Raw genomic sequence first — 14,523 nt, 5'->3', positions numbered from 1 at the left:
TTATTTTACAAATAATATATGCTACAATTTAAAAAAAGGAGGACATTTTATGGATTTGGAATTAATTTCCGCGCAAGTTAGTGAACATTTATTGCAGGTAGGGCAGAGCAGTTTGAAGGTATTGGGCGCGTTGGTGGGCGCTGTTTTGATTTTGGTGGTGGGGTTGTACATTTCCCGCTTTGTGGGCTCTTATGCCAAAAAGATTTTAAACAAAATTTCGTTTGATGACAAAACCTCTAAACTCGGCATTAACGAATTGTGCGTGCGCTTTGGGTTGGGCAAATCGCCGACGTACATCATTTCGTTTGTGCTGGCTTGGGCGGTAATTTTTTACGCCATCGTATTGGCGGCGGATGTGCTCCACTTGGCGATTATCCGCAACTTGTTTACGCAATTTTTGGAATTTATCCCCACGCTCTTTGTGTCCGTGCTGATTTTGTTTGCGGGCTTGCTGTTTGGCAAATTGATGGGGAATATTATTGAAAACTCCGCTAAGGCCAACAACTTAAAGGGCGGGTTTTTTATCTCCCGTGCGGTCAATGCGTTTATTGTGTTCTTCTGCGCGCTCGTGGCGGTGGAAAACTTGGGCTTTGCCAACCAGTTGGTAAATAATGTGGTAATTATTGTGCTGGCTTCGTTAGGATTGGCCTTTGGTATCGGCGTAGGGTTGGGCTCCAAAGAATTGGTGGCTGAATTTTTGCGCGACTTGTTTAAAAAAGAAGAAAAATAAATTTGTCTGAAAAAATCCCGGGGCGGTAAATGCGCTCCGGGATTTTTTTGTCTATACAAGTTTAAAACATTGTGGCGAGTAGCAAGATAAGCAAGCCCAAGAACACACAGCACAGCAAGAACTTGGTAAGCCCCAAATGCTTTTTGAGCCACTCGTTAAACGTGGCTGATTCTTTGCCGCACAGCGTAAGCACAAATACGAGCACCAGCGGCAAGATAAACATCAAGTTGTACAGGAGCAAAAACTCCGTGGCGCGCCAGAAATGCTGGTTTACTTCCTTCAAAATAACCACAATCGTCGGCAAATAAACCTGTCCGGTGCATACGGCTTCCACGCCGGAGACCACAAAGCCCACAATAAACGCCGCCAACAGGAGCCGCCACATAGAACTGTGCTTATCCTTTAAGAAGAAGCGCATTACTTTATGGATATAAACCTTGTAATTAGTGGGCAGTTGCAGGAGCATTTTTTCGGACTTTTTGGTGCGCTGGTAAACCACAAAGTCGTAAATGCTCAGCAGTAAAAACACACCGCACAGCCCCACCATCCCCCATTGTACCACCAAGGTTACATAGCGGAAGGCCTTCATTGCGTACAAAATGTGGAACGCGCCGAGCCCCATTAACACATAGGCCAAAAATACGGCCAAGCAATAGGCCGAACCCACGACAATAATTTCTTTTTTGGTGTATTTATAGGCCGCCAAAAAGGACACAAAGAACACGATTACCGCGAACGCACACGGGTTGACCCCATCGGCAAGCCCCGCGCCGATAATGGCCCAGAGCGTGATTTGGCTAAACAGCGTTTCGTGCGTTTGCAGGGTATCTTCCTCTTTTTGCAAACCGGGCACGCGGGTTTCCTCGTTGTTTTCTATCGCCTTTTGTACGGCGGCATCCGCCCCGGGGCCGATTTGGGTGGGGTAGCCTTGCAAAACGGTCTCGCCCACGATTAGCATAGGAATCCCGGCATTATCTAGGTGATAGGCCTCTAACGTCTGCGAAAAAAGGACGTTGTTGGCGTCTTTGGTCAAGTCAAACTCGGTCAGGCGGACTTGGCCTTTGTATTTTTCCGCAAATTCCTTCGGGAAGCCGTCTTGCTTTAAGTGGCGGCAATGCGGACAGTAAGGCGAAGTGAACAATACGGCGTCCACCGGCTTGGCCCACGCGCCGAACGAAGCGGCAAAAAACGCGAGCGTAAGTAATAATGGCTTAATGATACGGCTAATCATTTCTCACTCCTAACATTGGGTCTGGCACGCGGCCAGCCCGGCTGATTGAATTTTTGAATTTTCGTCCAACAAGGTTTTGGGGTCTTGTTGGTAGAAATCGGTTAGTTTTAAATGGCAGGTTTTGCTGTGCACACAAGTGGAATTGGTGCAGGTGCAATCCGTCCACTTTTTGGTGCAGGAGCAATTTTTGCCGTCGCAGGTAATTTCGGCCGAGAGCAAAAATTGCGGGCCGGATTTTTTGCATTGGAGCATTTGCGGCTGTGCGGTGCTAGTAGCCGGAGCGGAGTATTCCCTTGCGCTCCAATGTGCGCCCGTCAGGGCCCCTAATGCAAGCAATACGGCGGCGCAAACGCCCCACGCTATGGAGCGTTTCCAGGGGTGGGTTGGACGCTCCTGTAAGCGGGTCCACACGCGCGCTTGGGCGCGGCCCTGCGGGTCAAAATCGGTTTGTGCGGCGCGTTCCTGCCAAGGTTGTTTAGTCATAGTTCTTCATCCATTTGCGCATTTTGGTTATGGCACGGTTTACAATCGTGCCCACGTTGGATTCGCTTAATTGGGATAGTTGCGCGATTTGCCGGTTGTTTAGGCCGGAATAAAATTTAAGGGCCACTAAATCCCGCTCCCGGGCGGATAACTTGCCGAGGGCCTTTGTCAGGTCTTGGCGGAAGAAATCCTGTTCCAGTTCTGTTAGCGGGGAGTGCCCCGCAGAAACGGGATTCTGCTCCTCCTCCGCCAGCGAAAACACGTTTTTTACCCAATACAGCCGCCAATACATATTGGTTTGGTTACGCGCAATCGTAAAAATCCATTGGGTAAATTCGCCTTTTTGTGCGTCATACGAAGCCCAATGCTCATAAGCGTTCTTCCACGAGGCGGCGCATAAGTCTTCGGCTATGGCGTGGTTCCGCACGCGTGAAAAAATATACGCGTACACCCGCTTAAAATAAGTATTGTAAAGGTCTTCAAATGACGTCATCTATATAGAATATGCCTGACTAACAAAAGTATCACACTTATTATTTTATCTTTTATGGAGGACAAAAAAATCCCGGCCTTTTTAAGACCGGGAGCAAAACTATTTTAAACTGTTTAACCAAGAAATAATTTTGTTGGTTTCGGCTTGGCGGTATTTTTCATCCACGTTATTAAAGGCCGCGCCGTCTAACACCTGGGCGTTTTGGGCCTGTTTTTTAAAGTCCTCAAAATAGGTCCCGTAGTTACTGCCTTGGGTAGAAAAGGGAACTACTTTTTTGCCCTTAAAGTCTGCTTCCTGCCAGAACTGCCAAACGGGCGTAGCCGCCGTGTACCACCAAATGGGGGCCCCTACAAAAATTATGTCGTACGCACTCATATCGGGGGCGCTTTCGGCCAGAGCCGGATATTCGTGGGTTTTAAGTTGCTTTTTTACCTGGGCGTAAAAGGCCGGGCCCAACTTAAAGGTTTCCTGCGTTTGGATACGGTACAAATCTCCGCCTGTAAAATGCGCGATTTGTTCGGCGATGTTTTGCGTGTGCCCGGTAAGCGAATAATACACCACCAGCACCTTGCCCAATTTGCCCGTGTAAGGGATTTGCTCCCCCGCAAAGGCGGATAAATCCTTTTGGTTGTAGCGGGCGACGCGGTATTGGTGAAAGCCCGCGATTGCGCCGCCGATGACGGCTAAAATTACCACGATATATAAGATTACTTTTAACATTTTTTCTCCTTTAAATTAATGTTGATGATGTAATGCGTCAGCAGGGCTATGGCGGGCAAAATGACGGCCAGCCGTGCAAATAGCCCCGGCAGGGTCATCTGTTCGGGGACGCTTAAAAAGAACGCTTGAAAGGCTAACCGCTCAAATAACCGAAACGAAATAAATTCGTATATTCCCGCCAGTATGATGCAGGCGGCGGCCCCGTGTATAAGCTCGCGTGCTTTGGCGGAAAATTTTAAGGTAATTGGAGCAAAAAGTTGCTTTAAGTGCAGTCCCAAGTGTACGGCTACCAAGAGGAGCCCCCAGTAAGCAAAAAACGTATGATACTGCTTGGCGCTCCAACTGCCGGATAACCCCAAAAAGGCAAACACGTCGCGCGAGAGCATTATCCCGCTAACACCTAGCCCAATTATATCGGCCAGTAACAATAGATTAACGGCGGCCCAGCCGATGCGTTTCATTGGCCACGCCCCGCGGAAAAGCGTTTTGTACCAGCCCCGGTTTAACAGGTTGTGCCATATAAAAAGGGCAAATAAACCAACGCCCAGAATTTCGTGCACCCGGTTGCCCGTGCGCGGATAGCACAGGCATAACAAAAAGAGAACGGTTATGCTGATGTCCACACTAATGCGAATAATCCGTTGCATAACCGTTCTCCTTGTTTTAGGGTAGTTTATTTTATTACACTATTGACCCATTTTTCAAGCGCTTCTTGGGGTGCGCCCGAAGAACGGCCGGAGAAGGTAATCCCTTTTGCTACGGTAGAGCCCGCCAGTTGGCCGCGCATATCACTTTCGCAATGTTGCATACCGCCGCCCCCGTGCGTAAAGAACGGGGCCACGGTTTTGCCTTTCAGGTCAGTTTGGGCGATAAACGAGCCTACCGCCGGGGCAAAGGTGCCCCACCAGTTGGGCGAGCCGATAAAAACGACGTCGTATTTGGAAATATCGGTTACTTTGTTTTTAAGTTCCGGTTTGTAGCCTGCGTTAATTTCCTTTTTGGCCTGGTCAATCAGGTCGTTGTAGGAAGCGGGATAGGTTTGAACGGTTTGAATTTCAAACAAATCTCCGCCCGTTAATTGGGCAATTTGCTTGGCTATGGCCTGCGTATTGCCCGAATAGGAATAATAGGCCACCAACACTTTATGTTCCTTTTGCGGAGCCGTTTTGGCGGCGGGGGCGGAAGAAGCCCCGGTGTCCGCTGTACCGTTACCGCAGGCGGCAACGGACAAAAACATCATCCCTGAAAATAAGATACTGCTTACTTTGTGCATATTTCCTCCTATTTCTTTAAGCAAGCGGCCGCATCTTTTACGATTAATTCCGGCGTTAAGTGGTAACGCGCATAGAGTTCATCCAAAGATACGCGGTCGGTAAATTCCTTCTTAGAGCCGAAGTTGAGCACCTTCATTTCGCTGTTTCCGTAGAAGGAGGCGATTTTCTCGCCAAAGCCGCCGTTTACTTCGCCGTCTTCCAGCGTGAGCACCAGTTCGTGGCCTTTTTTAAGGTTGTTGAGCACCTCTTCGTCCAGTCCGGTTAAATAGCGCGGGTTGATAAGCGTAGCGTTAATGCCCAGTTTGGCTTTGAGTTCGGCGCAGACTTTTTCGCCCAGTTGGAAGAAGGACCCCGCCGCAATAACGGCTACGCGGGAACCTTTTTCCGCCACTTCGTAGCGGTTCAAGACGGAGTAGTCTTTTTCTACGGGGCGGGTGGCGTGAGAAATCGGCGCAAACGGCACGCGGATAGCCACCGGGTATTGCGTTTGGTTGACGGACCAATCCAACATTGCCAAATACTCTTCCTTGGATGTAGGAGCCAAGTAAACCATATTGGGAATATTGGAAATTAAGGGAATATCAAAGGTGCCCAAGTGCGTGGCGTCCCCGGCGGAAATGCCGCCCCAATAAACCAAAATGGTGGCCGGATTTTTGTTAAGCGCCAAATCTTGCGACAGTTGGTCGTAGGTGCGCTGGATAAAGGAACTCAAAACAGCCAGCACCGGTTTGGCTCCACCCGCGGCCAAGGCGGACGAAGCGGCTACGGCGTGTTCTTCGGCGATGCCCAAATCGGCAAACCCTTTGCCAAGTTTCGCGCGCACATCGGGCGTTAAGGCGACGGCACCGGGCGTGGCCGGGTTCAGCACGATGAAGGAAGAATCCTCCGCGCGCTTTTTAAGCATATAGTCCACGGTTACGGAATCGTATGTTTCCTGCGGGGCCGGAGCGGGTTTGTGGTCCAAGGTGCCGGGCATAATCCAGTGGAAGGCTTCTTTATTGGCTACGGCTTCGGCGCAACCCTTGCCCTTTAACGTGTGCAAGTGTACCACGGTGGGGTGAGTAGTGTCTTTTACTTGTTTGAAAGCCGCAATCAAGGACGCTAAATCGTTACCGTCGTCCACATATACATAATCAAAGCCCAAGGCTTTAAAATAGTTGCACTCGGCCTTGCCCTTGGTTTGGCGCAAGAGAGACAAGTTGCCGTACAAGCCGCCGTGGTTGGGGGCGATAGAGATTTCGTTATCGTTTACCACAATAATAATGTTGCTCTTTAATGCGCCTGCGTTGTCTAACCCTTCAAAGGCTTCTCCGCCGCTTAAAGAACCGTCGCCGATGACGGCCACGATGTTGCTCTTTTCGCCTTTTAAATCACGCGCCATCGCTAAGCCTACTGCCAAACTGGGGGCGGTAGAGGTGTGGCCTACCACAAAGTGGTCGTGCGCGCTTTCCTGCGGGTTGGTGTAGCCGGAGATTTGGCCATAGTGGGCCGGGTCCGTAAAATATTGTTTGCGTCCGGTCAGCATTTTGTGCGGGTAGCATTGGTGCGACACGTCAAACACAAACTTATCTTCGGGCGAATTGAACACATAGTGCATCGCAATCGTGGGTTCAATAAAGCCCAAGTTCGGGCCAAAGTGCCCGCCCGTGGCGTTTACTTTGACGATTAAGGTTTGGCGGATTTCGTCCGCCAAGGAGGTTAATTCCTCCAAAGAGAGATTTTTTAAATCCTTCGGTTCGTTAATTTTGTTTAATACGTTCATTTTTTAAAAATCCTTACTTATATTCTTCATCCGTTACCGGGTCCAACCAAGCGGTGGAACCATTTTGGTGGGCGTTGGTTTCCACAGAAATATGCACAAACCAACTGTCCGGCGCGGCACCGTGCCAATGGATAACGCCGGGTGCAATGCGTACCACGTCGCCTTTCTTTAACACGCGGATTTCGCCGCCCTTTTCCTGGTAGCGGCCTTCGCCGTTTAACACGAGTAGGATTTGTCCGCCGTCGTGTTTGTGCCAGTTGGTGCGGGCGCCGGGCTCAAAGGTTACGTTGCCAATCGGCGCGTTAAAGGTGTTGTCCCGCCCGCTTAACATCGTTAAGTAGGTGGTACCCGTAAAATATTTGCCGTAAGGGTTTACTTTCCCTTGTGCAAATACAGTATCAATCGGTGCTTTCTTCATACTTTCATCCCCCGGTTTGCCCGGCGTGCAAGCGGCCAATACAAGTAGCCCCAAGCACCCGGCAAACCTTAAATGTTTGATTAATTTCTTCATCTGTCTTATAAAGTATATACCTTGGAGTTTGCTCCAAGTCAAGGCCTATTTTCCGGCCCGTGCGGCCAGTACGTCGTTCATCGCCTTTAAACCGTACACCGCAATTTTTTTGCCGACGCTGTCCTTTACCACGGACATAATCCCCGCCATTTCCTTGGGGGTAACGCCCACGTTAAGTGCCAAATTCATATGCGCTTTTAATTGTGGGGTTACGTTGGCCAGCGCAGCCAAGGCGGCTACCGTGCCGACTTCGCGCTCTTGGTAGGTCAGTACGCCGCGGGCAAAAATATCCGCGAACAAATGTTCCTTTAAAAAAGTATCCGTATCTTGGATGAAGGCGGCCGGGTGGCTGGGAAGCGGCCCCGCAACCAATACTTCCAAGTTCTTTTTGCCGAGTTCGTATTTATCGGTCCCCGCGGGGATTTTTTGCGGTTCGGGCCCGGTTAAATCCTCTTTTCCGGCGGCTTGGCGGGCTTTAACTACCTTTTCCAAGGTGGCGGCCGCATTTAAACAGCGCGGGAAACCTGTGTAAGCATACAGTTGCAGGACAAGTTCTTTTAGTTCATTTACGGCTAGGCCGTTATTAAGGGCGTTATCAAAGGCTTTTTCCAGTCCGTTCAAATCGCCCACCGCGCTAAACGCGGCCACAGCGGCCAAACTTTGGCGTTTAACTGTTAAATTTTGGCGGGCTTCGTTCCAGTCATAGCCCTCGGCATTGGCGGCACCTAATAAAGTGGCCGCGGCTACAATTCCAGTAATGTGTTTATTCATTTTATCCTCCTAGCAATTTTTTCCGGCTTCGTAGGCTTCTTTAAAGACGGGCAGGTTTTTCACTTCGCCCTTCTGCCAAGCGCCGGTACCGTAGATAATGCCCTTTTCGCGGGCGCCGTCCAGGCAGCCCTCGGTAAATCCGCGCAGGGCTTCCAAGGTGCGTTGCATATTTTTATGGCTGGTGTCGGCGGCGGCAACAATAAAGTAGAAATCTTTATTGGAAATTTCGGTATAGCGCGGGACGGTGCGGTCAATAAACGTCTTTAACTGGCCGTCCATACTGTAAAAGTAAACAGGCGTAGCCAAAACGATTACGTCCGCTTCCACCATTTTGTTTAAGAGTTCGGCCATATCGTCTTTTTGCACGCATTTGTGCGCGGTGTTGCAAACGCCGCAACCCAAGCAGTAGTTAATTTTATGCTCGCGCAAGGCAATTTTTTCGGCGTGGTGCCCGGCATCCAGGGCCCCCTGTAAAAATTGGTCGCACAACAGGTCGGAATTGCCGCCCTTTCTGGGGCTGGCGGAAATAATTAATACATTTTTAGACATAGTTTCCTCACTTTAAAAGTTTTTTCTCACAGGCGACGATTCTGTCGTCGTAAATCGCAATTTTATGGTTCAAGCGTTCCAGCGTTTTTTGCATTTCTTCAATGTGTTGTTTCAAGCGGTCGCGCTCGGCAATCAGCAGGTTCTTGCGTTTTTGCAAGGTGCGATTGCCCTTGCGGTAGAGCGCCACATATTGCGTAAGCGTTTCTATGGATAGTCCCGCCCCGCGCATACACTTGATAAACTCCACCCAGCCGCAATCTTTTTCGGTGTAATCGCGTACGCCGCTTTTCTTGCGGTTGACAGGGGGGATAAGCCCGGCTTTTTCGTAATAGCGCAGGGTATCCACGGGCAGACCGTATTTTTCGCTCACTTCCGAAATGGTCATCTTCGCCTCCTTTTACATCTGTATATATATTTTAGTCCTTGGAGTTGGCTCCAAGTCAAGGGGTAATTTGAAAATAAAAAAGGCCCCCGATGAAGGGAGCCTCTTTAAAAGCAGTTGTTTTTAGGCAGGATTTGTAGCGGCAGTTTGCGCAGAACGCCCCTTTTGGGTGCCCAGCAGGCCGCATATTAAGGCGCCTAGCGCACAGATAACAAAGGTAATTCCGGCGGAGTGCATCATATTGCCAAGGCCCACCAGCGGGGAAACAATACTGCCGAATAAAAAACCCGCCGCGCCCAACACGGCCGAGCCTGTGCCCGCCTGCCCGCGTACGGCGTCCATCGCAAGCGTAGTTGCCGCCGTAAAGGAAAGCCCCGCCATAAACAGCAGTACAAAAAGTAGTCCTTCAAACAGGATAATGGAAGCGTCCGCAAACAAGGCCGCGCTTAATAAAATACTGCAAATTAGCATCCCCAAACAACTGGTTAAAATGCAGTTTTCCTGTCGTTTAAATTTAACCGACAGCCCTGCCCCAATGCCGATAGCCACCGCATTGGCCGCAAAAAACAGGCTGAACGCCAGCGGGCTAAATCCGTAATGCTCCTGTATGATAAACGGCGAAGCCGCAATATACGCAAACAAAATGCCCAGCGCAAAGGCTTGCTCCAATACGCAGAAAATATATTTGCGGTTTTGGAAGACATTTTTAAAAAGCCCAAAGGTTTTGGAAAGTTTTTCCTTGGAGCGTTTGGCGTGGGATAAGGATTCGTTAAAGTGCAAGCACGCCCCGGTGAGCATAATGCCGACAACCAAGAGTACCACAAATACGCCCTGCCACCCGGTTACCTTTAAAATACCCCCGCCGATAACAGGCGCGGCTACGGGTGCAATGCCGTTAATCGCCCCGATGATTGCCAAGGCCTTGGCTAAACTGGCGGATTTGAATTTATCCGTAGCAATGGAGCGGGAAATGACAATCCCGCCCGCGGCGGCCAAGCCCTGTATCAATCGCAAGGATACAAAGATTTCTATGGTGGGGGCAAAAATACAGGCCACCGTGGATAATAAAAACAGCACCATAGAGACTAACAAGGGTTTTCTGCGCCCGTATTTATCACTTAACGGGCCGAAGATAATTTGCCCGGCGGCCAGCCCCAGCATAGAAAACGTCAGCCCCAACTGCACCATAGAAGCATTGGTGTTAAAGAACGACGTCATCGCCGGAAGACTGGGTAAGTACATATCGGTTACAAACGGGCCGAAGGCCGTCAGCATACCCAGAAAGACAAATAAAAAAAAGGCCGTGTTGCGCCTTTTTGCGGAGTTTCCCTGCCAGGTTTTGTTGTGTTTCATACTTATATTGTAACTTTTTTGGAGCCAAAACAGAGCCGTTTAAACTAATCCTTTTTTGGGCTTGGCGGGGGGAGAAACGGCGGGTATAATAATAATTTGCAACCGGTAAACTCGGTTAGGAGGACTTATGCAGAAATCCGGCGAAAAGAAGACAAACGCTATGGAAAAAGAAATTTACCTTGTACAAAGTGCACTTAGTGCCAAGCAAACCGTAGAGCGCGTGCGCTGTATCTTGCGGGAAAAAAGTATCCCCATTAGTTTAATTATAGACCACGCCCAAGAGGCCGCCGCCTGCGGCGTTAAACTCCGCCCCACCTATACCATTTTGGCGGGTTCCCCGGCTATGCGCGCCCAACTGCTTTTGTTGCAGCAGGCCTTATCCGTATTGCTCCCGCTGCGCATTAGCGTATGGGAGGATGCGGACGGAAAGGTGTGGCTTGCTTACCTACGGGTGGAAAGCGTGATGAAGCGCTACGGTGTTAAAAAAACGGTGCCCTTGGTGTATTTAGAGCATATTATGGAAAATATTTCCCACCGTGCGTGTAAACCTGCCCCGCGCAAAAAGTAGCCGCCTTGGCTTGCCGGGGATTAACTGAAACAGGTACAATATATATATGAAGCGTACTTGTTCCTATCTTGCGGTTTTTACCTTGCTGGCTTTCTGTTCCCCGTTTGCGGCGGCGCAGAAGCGTTTGCCGTCCGTGCGTGTGCCGGGCAAAGTGGCTACGGGAATAGTTCCCAAACCGTTCCGCGTTCCCGGGGTAAAAATCCCGTCTCTGCCGCCGTTGCGGCTTTCGGTCGGCCCGCAAGTATCTTCTTTGCTCTTGCGCCCGGTAGCCGTTCCGGCTGTAACGGTGCAAACGGTACAAACGCCGTTTCGCCCGGTGGTTTTCCCCGGCAAGAAGGACATTGACGCCGTTATTTTTGATTTGGACGGAACACTCTTGGATTCTTTATGGGCGTGGGAAAATTCCGGCGTGAACTTTTTGCGCACGCAAGGGATTAATCCTCCCGAAGGATTTAACGACCAGTTGGCGCAACTGTCGCTAATGGACGGGGCCAAACTCGTGAAAGAAAAATATAACTTGCCCCAATCGCCCGAGGAAATTTTGCGCCTGACGCTGGCCCCTATCCGCGAGCGGTACTTCCATACCATTATGCCCAAGCCCGGCGTGCCGGAACTCTTGCGCCGCTTGAAAGCCGAGGGCGTGAAGATGTGCGTGGCAACCGCTTCGGACAAAGAATTAACCGTAGCCGCTTTAAAGCGCACGGGACTATTGCCTTATTTTGATTTTATCTTAACGTGCGACGAGGTGGGCGCGGGCAAAAGAACGCCTGTTATTTATGAAGCCGCCCTTAAAAAATTAGGCACGCCAAAAAAGCGTACCTTGGTGGCGGAAGATGCCCTCTACGCGCTGACTACCGCCAGTCAGTCAGGTTTCCCTACGGCGGGTATTTTTGATACGCACTCCGCCAAGGACCAGCCGTCGGTGCAAAAACTTTCCACTTATTATATTCCGTCCTACACCGCCGTGCAGCCGTAACGCTAAAAAAGTATAATAAAGCATAACTTTATGAAAGGAGCCGTCTGTGCGCGCACAAGCCAAAAAATGGGTCGTTACCGGGGGAGCGGGGTTTATCGGCTCGCATATTATTAAAGAACTGGTCTCCCGCGGGCAAGAAGTAGTGGCGGTGGACGATTTTTCAACAGGTTCTCTTTCCAATTTATCTTCCGTTCAGCAAAAAATTAAAATTGTTTCAGCCGATATTTGCAACTTTTCCGCCCTTTTAAAAGCCTTTCAAGGGGCCGATTATGTGCTCCATCACGCGGCGCTTGTTTCGGTGCCCCGCTCGGTAGAGGAACCGCAATTAACTTGGCAAATTAACGTGTCCGGCACGCTTAACGTGTTGGAAGCCGCCCGCCAGGCAGGCATAAAACGCGTGGTGTTTGCCTCGTCCTGCTGTGTGTATGGTACTTCGTCTAAACCGTGCAAGGAAACCTCGCCCAAGCGTCCCGGTTCGCCCTATGCGCTTTCCAAACAAATCGGCGAAGAGTTATGCCGTTTTTATACGCAAATGTATGGGTTAGAAACGGTTTGCTTGTGCTATTTTAACGTCTATGGGGCAGGACAAAACCCTAACGGCGCGTATGCGGCGGTTATCGCCCAATTTTTACAGCGCGCCCTAAACGGCGAGCCCGTGCGCATAGATGGCACAGGGCGGCAAAGCCGCGACTTTATCGCCGTAGAAGATGTGGCCCGCGCCAATATTTTGGCAGCCCGAAAAGGCGTGCCCGGCGAAACGTATAACGTTGCCTGCGGGAAAAGTTATTCCCTGCTTGCACTGCTGCGCCTGATTGAACAAACCACGCACCAAAAGTTGGCCCGCACCTTTGCACCCAGCCGCGCGGGCGATGTGCGCACCTCGTCGGCCGATATTTCCAAAATTTCCCGCTTGGGTTTTACTCCGCGCGTAACGCTAAAAACGGGGATTGCCCGCCTGTGGCACAGCCTTAAAAAATAATCCTTTTGTACGCTTCCGCTCCGCCCCGAATTATGCTATATTATGGGGGAAGAAGTAACCATATTAAGGAGGGGAAAGTATGTGGGAAAAGGACATTAATATCAACGAAGTTCGCGAAATTCGCAGCCGTACGTTGGTTTATTTTGGCGTGGGTGCCATTGCCAAAATTGCCGATATCTGCAAAGATTTAAAAGCGCGCGGTATTAACAAAGTGTTAGTAATGACCGGGCGCGGCGCCTACAAAAAAACAGGCGCGTGGGACCACGTTACCAAAGCGTTTGAAGCCACGGGGATGCAGTATGTGCATTACGACCAGGTAACGCCGAACCCGAATACCCACCACGTCAACGATGCCGTAAAAATGGCGCACGATTTCGGCGCGCAAGCGGTTATCGCCATTGGCGGCGGTTCCGCCATTGACGCGGGTAAGAGCGCGGCTATTTTGCTCAAATATCCGGGCAAAACCGCCGAAGACTTATATACCTTCCAATTTACGCCGACCGAGGCCGCCCCGGTTATTGCGATTAACCTCACGCACGGTACCGGCTCCGAAGCCAACCGTTTTGCCGTGGTCAGCATTGAAGAAAAAAACTTCAAACCGGCCATTGCGTACGATTGCATTTATCCGCTCTATTCTATTGACGACCCGGCCTTGATGACGGGCCTCGCCGAAAACCAGACCCGCTATGTGTCTATTGACGCGGTCAACCACGTGGTAGAAGCCGCCACCACGAAAGTAGCCTCCCCGTTTGCGATTGATTTGGCTATTTCCGTAGTCAAATTGGTGGCCGAATACCTGCCGGTGGCCTTAAAAGACCCCAAGAATTTGGAAGCGCGCTATTTCTTGGCCTATGCGGCGTTGGCGGCCGGTATTGCGTTTGATAACGGGATGTTGCACTATACGCACGCGTTGGAACACCCGCTTTCCGGTGTGAACCCGAACTTGACGCACGGCTTGGGCTTGGCGATGTTACTGCCGGCGGTGTTAAAGAACATTTATCCCGCCCGCCCGGCGACCTTGGCCGATGTGCTTGCGCCTATCGTGCCCGGCTTAAAAGGCTGTGGCTGTGAAGCCGAAAAAGTGGCCGAAGGAGTGGAAAAATGGCTCTTCTCCGTCGGTTCTACGCATAAACTGCTGGACGAAGGTTTTAAGGCCGAGGATGTGGATAAACTCGTGGAATTGGCGTTCAATACGCCGTCCTTGGACGGTTTGTTGGGCTTGGCTCCTACCGCAGCCACGAAGGACGCCGTCCGCGCGATTTACACCGAATCGCTTAAACCCTGCCACAAATAAGTTTTACTTGGCACAAAAAAGCCCCCGGACAACTGGGGGCTTTTTGATGTTTGTTTTTGCCTTGTTGTTGTCGTCATCCTGGAAAGTTAGCCGGCGCGGAGCGTTCCAGGATCTGTTGTTATGAAATAAGGATTAGATTCTGGACAGAAACCTTCCAGAATGACTTTTTAGATAACAACTAACTACCCAAGCAGTAGATCCTGAAATAAATTCAGGATGACCTCTTTTTTAATAAGAGGCCTTTTTCCCTTTTGTCATCCCCGAGTGTTTTTGTCGGGGATCTGTCGTTTCGTAAGGGTATAACAACAGCAAAAACAGATTCCCGACTACAACCTTCGGGAATGACACCAAAAAGGAAAATAATTTTCCCTTATCGTCATCCCGGAAGGTTTTTATCCGGCATCTGTTGTCGTTTTTGCTGTTGCTTTTTCGCTGTTTATCGTAGAG

General features: G+C 50.3%; 18 protein-coding genes. 5 read left to right on the top strand and 13 right to left on the bottom strand.

Annotated elements, in window-relative coordinates:
• Window positions 1-49: 49 nt before the first annotated feature.
• On the top strand, window positions 50-730 hold the full coding sequence (locus tag ACR0QV_RS06465) for a mechanosensitive ion channel family protein (RefSeq protein ID WP_428054526.1): 681 nt from the start codon (window positions 50-52) through the stop codon (window positions 728-730).
• Window positions 731-791: 61 nt separating this feature from the next.
• Here the strand turns inward: ACR0QV_RS06465 and ACR0QV_RS06460 are convergent, their stop codons facing one another.
• The 12 genes from ACR0QV_RS06460 to ACR0QV_RS06405 form a co-directional block, all read right to left on the bottom strand.
• Window positions 792-1,961: a cytochrome c biogenesis protein gene (locus tag ACR0QV_RS06460; protein ID WP_432635561.1), complete on the bottom strand. Its 1,170-nt coding sequence runs from the start codon at window positions 1,959-1,961 to the stop codon at window positions 792-794.
• A gap of 9 nt (window positions 1,962-1,970) precedes the next feature.
• Entirely contained in the window at window positions 1,971-2,444 is a 474-nt protein-coding gene (locus tag ACR0QV_RS06455) for a hypothetical protein (protein WP_432635559.1), read from the bottom strand.
• Window positions 2,437-2,937 (bottom strand): RNA polymerase sigma factor, encoded by a 501-nt coding sequence (locus ACR0QV_RS06450; RefSeq protein ID WP_432635557.1) that lies wholly within the window; start codon window positions 2,935-2,937, stop codon window positions 2,437-2,439. Before ACR0QV_RS06450 ends, ACR0QV_RS06455 begins: the two co-directional genes overlap by 8 nt.
• Before the next feature lie 99 nt (window positions 2,938-3,036).
• Window positions 3,037-3,657: a flavodoxin gene (locus ACR0QV_RS06445; protein ID WP_432635555.1), complete on the bottom strand. Its 621-nt coding sequence runs from the start codon at window positions 3,655-3,657 to the stop codon at window positions 3,037-3,039.
• Window positions 3,651-4,304 carry a DUF4405 domain-containing protein gene (locus ACR0QV_RS06440; RefSeq protein WP_432635553.1) on the bottom strand — a complete coding sequence of 218 codons (654 nt, stop codon included), beginning with the start codon at window positions 4,302-4,304 and terminating at the stop codon, window positions 3,651-3,653. Before ACR0QV_RS06440 ends, ACR0QV_RS06445 begins: the two co-directional genes overlap by 7 nt.
• Window positions 4,305-4,330: 26 nt before the next feature.
• On the bottom strand, window positions 4,331-4,930 hold the full coding sequence (locus ACR0QV_RS06435) for a flavodoxin (RefSeq protein ID WP_432635551.1): 600 nt from the start codon (window positions 4,928-4,930) through the stop codon (window positions 4,331-4,333).
• Between the two features lie 8 nt (window positions 4,931-4,938).
• Window positions 4,939-6,693 (bottom strand): 1-deoxy-D-xylulose-5-phosphate synthase, encoded by a 1,755-nt coding sequence (locus ACR0QV_RS06430; RefSeq protein ID WP_432635549.1) that lies wholly within the window; start codon window positions 6,691-6,693, stop codon window positions 4,939-4,941.
• 13 nt (window positions 6,694-6,706) lie between these two features.
• Window positions 6,707-7,111, bottom strand: coding sequence for a cupin domain-containing protein (locus tag ACR0QV_RS06425; RefSeq protein ID WP_432635616.1), 405 nt, complete (start codon window positions 7,109-7,111; stop codon window positions 6,707-6,709).
• Window positions 7,112-7,249: 138 nt separating this feature from the next.
• Window positions 7,250-7,975 (bottom strand): carboxymuconolactone decarboxylase family protein, encoded by a 726-nt coding sequence (locus ACR0QV_RS06420; protein WP_432635547.1) that lies wholly within the window; start codon window positions 7,973-7,975, stop codon window positions 7,250-7,252.
• Window positions 7,976-7,984: 9 nt separating this feature from the next.
• Complete coding sequence (locus tag ACR0QV_RS06415; RefSeq protein WP_432635545.1) at window positions 7,985-8,524, bottom strand: flavodoxin family protein; 540 nt, start codon at window positions 8,522-8,524, stop codon at window positions 7,985-7,987.
• A gap of 7 nt (window positions 8,525-8,531) precedes the next feature.
• Entirely contained in the window at window positions 8,532-8,909 is a 378-nt protein-coding gene (locus ACR0QV_RS06410; protein WP_432635543.1) for a MerR family transcriptional regulator, read from the bottom strand.
• Between the two features lie 120 nt (window positions 8,910-9,029).
• Window positions 9,030-10,259 carry a multidrug effflux MFS transporter gene (locus ACR0QV_RS06405; RefSeq protein ID WP_432635541.1) on the bottom strand — a complete coding sequence of 410 codons (1,230 nt, stop codon included), beginning with the start codon at window positions 10,257-10,259 and terminating at the stop codon, window positions 9,030-9,032.
• A gap of 127 nt (window positions 10,260-10,386) precedes the next feature.
• Here ACR0QV_RS06405 and ACR0QV_RS06400 point away from each other — a divergent pair, with 127 nt between their 5' ends.
• The 4 genes from ACR0QV_RS06400 (at window position 10,387) to ACR0QV_RS06385 (ending at window position 14,076) form a co-directional block, all read left to right on the top strand.
• A complete protein-coding gene (locus tag ACR0QV_RS06400; protein WP_432635539.1) occupies window positions 10,387-10,827 on the top strand; it encodes a DUF302 domain-containing protein in 441 nt (146 codons plus the stop codon).
• Window positions 10,828-10,873: 46 nt separating this feature from the next.
• Window positions 10,874-11,803, top strand: coding sequence for an HAD family hydrolase (locus ACR0QV_RS06395; protein WP_432635537.1), 930 nt, complete (start codon window positions 10,874-10,876; stop codon window positions 11,801-11,803).
• Window positions 11,804-11,849: 46 nt separating this feature from the next.
• Window positions 11,850-12,782 (top strand): NAD-dependent epimerase/dehydratase family protein, encoded by a 933-nt coding sequence (locus ACR0QV_RS06390; RefSeq protein ID WP_432635535.1) that lies wholly within the window; start codon window positions 11,850-11,852, stop codon window positions 12,780-12,782.
• Window positions 12,783-12,861: 79 nt separating this feature from the next.
• Window positions 12,862-14,076, top strand: coding sequence for an iron-containing alcohol dehydrogenase (locus tag ACR0QV_RS06385; RefSeq protein WP_432635533.1), 1,215 nt, complete (start codon window positions 12,862-12,864; stop codon window positions 14,074-14,076).
• Window positions 14,077-14,304: 228 nt separating this feature from the next.
• Here the strand turns inward: ACR0QV_RS06385 and ACR0QV_RS06380 are convergent.
• Window positions 14,305-14,523: hypothetical protein (locus tag ACR0QV_RS06380; RefSeq protein ID WP_432635531.1), on the bottom strand; the 219-nt coding region annotated here is incomplete at its 5' end.

Origin of the sequence: Candidatus Avelusimicrobium sp., assembly GCF_050873505.1 — a bacterium.
In the GTDB taxonomy this organism is placed as follows: domain Bacteria; phylum Elusimicrobiota; class Elusimicrobia; order Elusimicrobiales; family Elusimicrobiaceae; genus Avelusimicrobium.
The sequence above is the reverse complement of the archived record's forward strand: the minus strand, read 5'-3'. Positions and strand labels throughout refer to the sequence as shown.

Excerpts from the sequence above, each read along its gene's own strand:
- ACR0QV_RS06400 (WP_432635539.1), top strand. The coding sequence starts at position 10,387 with ATGCAGAAATCCGGCGAAAAGAAGACAAACGCTATGGAAAAAGAAATT.
- ACR0QV_RS06455 (WP_432635559.1), bottom strand. The coding sequence starts at position 2,444 with ATGACTAAACAACCTTGGCAGGAACGCGCCGCACAAACCGATTTTGAC.
- ACR0QV_RS06435 (WP_432635551.1), bottom strand. The coding sequence starts at position 4,930 with ATGCACAAAGTAAGCAGTATCTTATTTTCAGGGATGATGTTTTTGTCC.
- ACR0QV_RS06425 (WP_432635616.1), bottom strand. The coding sequence starts at position 7,111 with ATGAAGAAAGCACCGATTGATACTGTATTTGCACAAGGGAAAGTAAAC.
- ACR0QV_RS06430 (WP_432635549.1), bottom strand. The coding sequence starts at position 6,693 with ATGAACGTATTAAACAAAATTAACGAACCGAAGGATTTAAAAAATCTC.
- ACR0QV_RS06450 (WP_432635557.1), bottom strand. The coding sequence starts at position 2,937 with ATGACGTCATTTGAAGACCTTTACAATACTTATTTTAAGCGGGTGTAC.
- ACR0QV_RS06445 (WP_432635555.1), bottom strand. The coding sequence starts at position 3,657 with ATGTTAAAAGTAATCTTATATATCGTGGTAATTTTAGCCGTCATCGGC.
- ACR0QV_RS06405 (WP_432635541.1), bottom strand. The coding sequence starts at position 10,259 with ATGAAACACAACAAAACCTGGCAGGGAAACTCCGCAAAAAGGCGCAAC.
- ACR0QV_RS06465 (WP_428054526.1), top strand. The coding sequence starts at position 50 with ATGGATTTGGAATTAATTTCCGCGCAAGTTAGTGAACATTTATTGCAG.
- ACR0QV_RS06460 (WP_432635561.1), bottom strand. The coding sequence starts at position 1,961 with ATGATTAGCCGTATCATTAAGCCATTATTACTTACGCTCGCGTTTTTT.
- ACR0QV_RS06385 (WP_432635533.1), top strand. The coding sequence starts at position 12,862 with ATGTGGGAAAAGGACATTAATATCAACGAAGTTCGCGAAATTCGCAGC.
- ACR0QV_RS06420 (WP_432635547.1), bottom strand. The coding sequence starts at position 7,975 with ATGAATAAACACATTACTGGAATTGTAGCCGCGGCCACTTTATTAGGT.
- ACR0QV_RS06410 (WP_432635543.1), bottom strand. The coding sequence starts at position 8,909 with ATGACCATTTCGGAAGTGAGCGAAAAATACGGTCTGCCCGTGGATACC.
- ACR0QV_RS06415 (WP_432635545.1), bottom strand. The coding sequence starts at position 8,524 with ATGTCTAAAAATGTATTAATTATTTCCGCCAGCCCCAGAAAGGGCGGC.
- ACR0QV_RS06395 (WP_432635537.1), top strand. The coding sequence starts at position 10,874 with ATGAAGCGTACTTGTTCCTATCTTGCGGTTTTTACCTTGCTGGCTTTC.
- ACR0QV_RS06440 (WP_432635553.1), bottom strand. The coding sequence starts at position 4,304 with ATGCAACGGATTATTCGCATTAGTGTGGACATCAGCATAACCGTTCTC.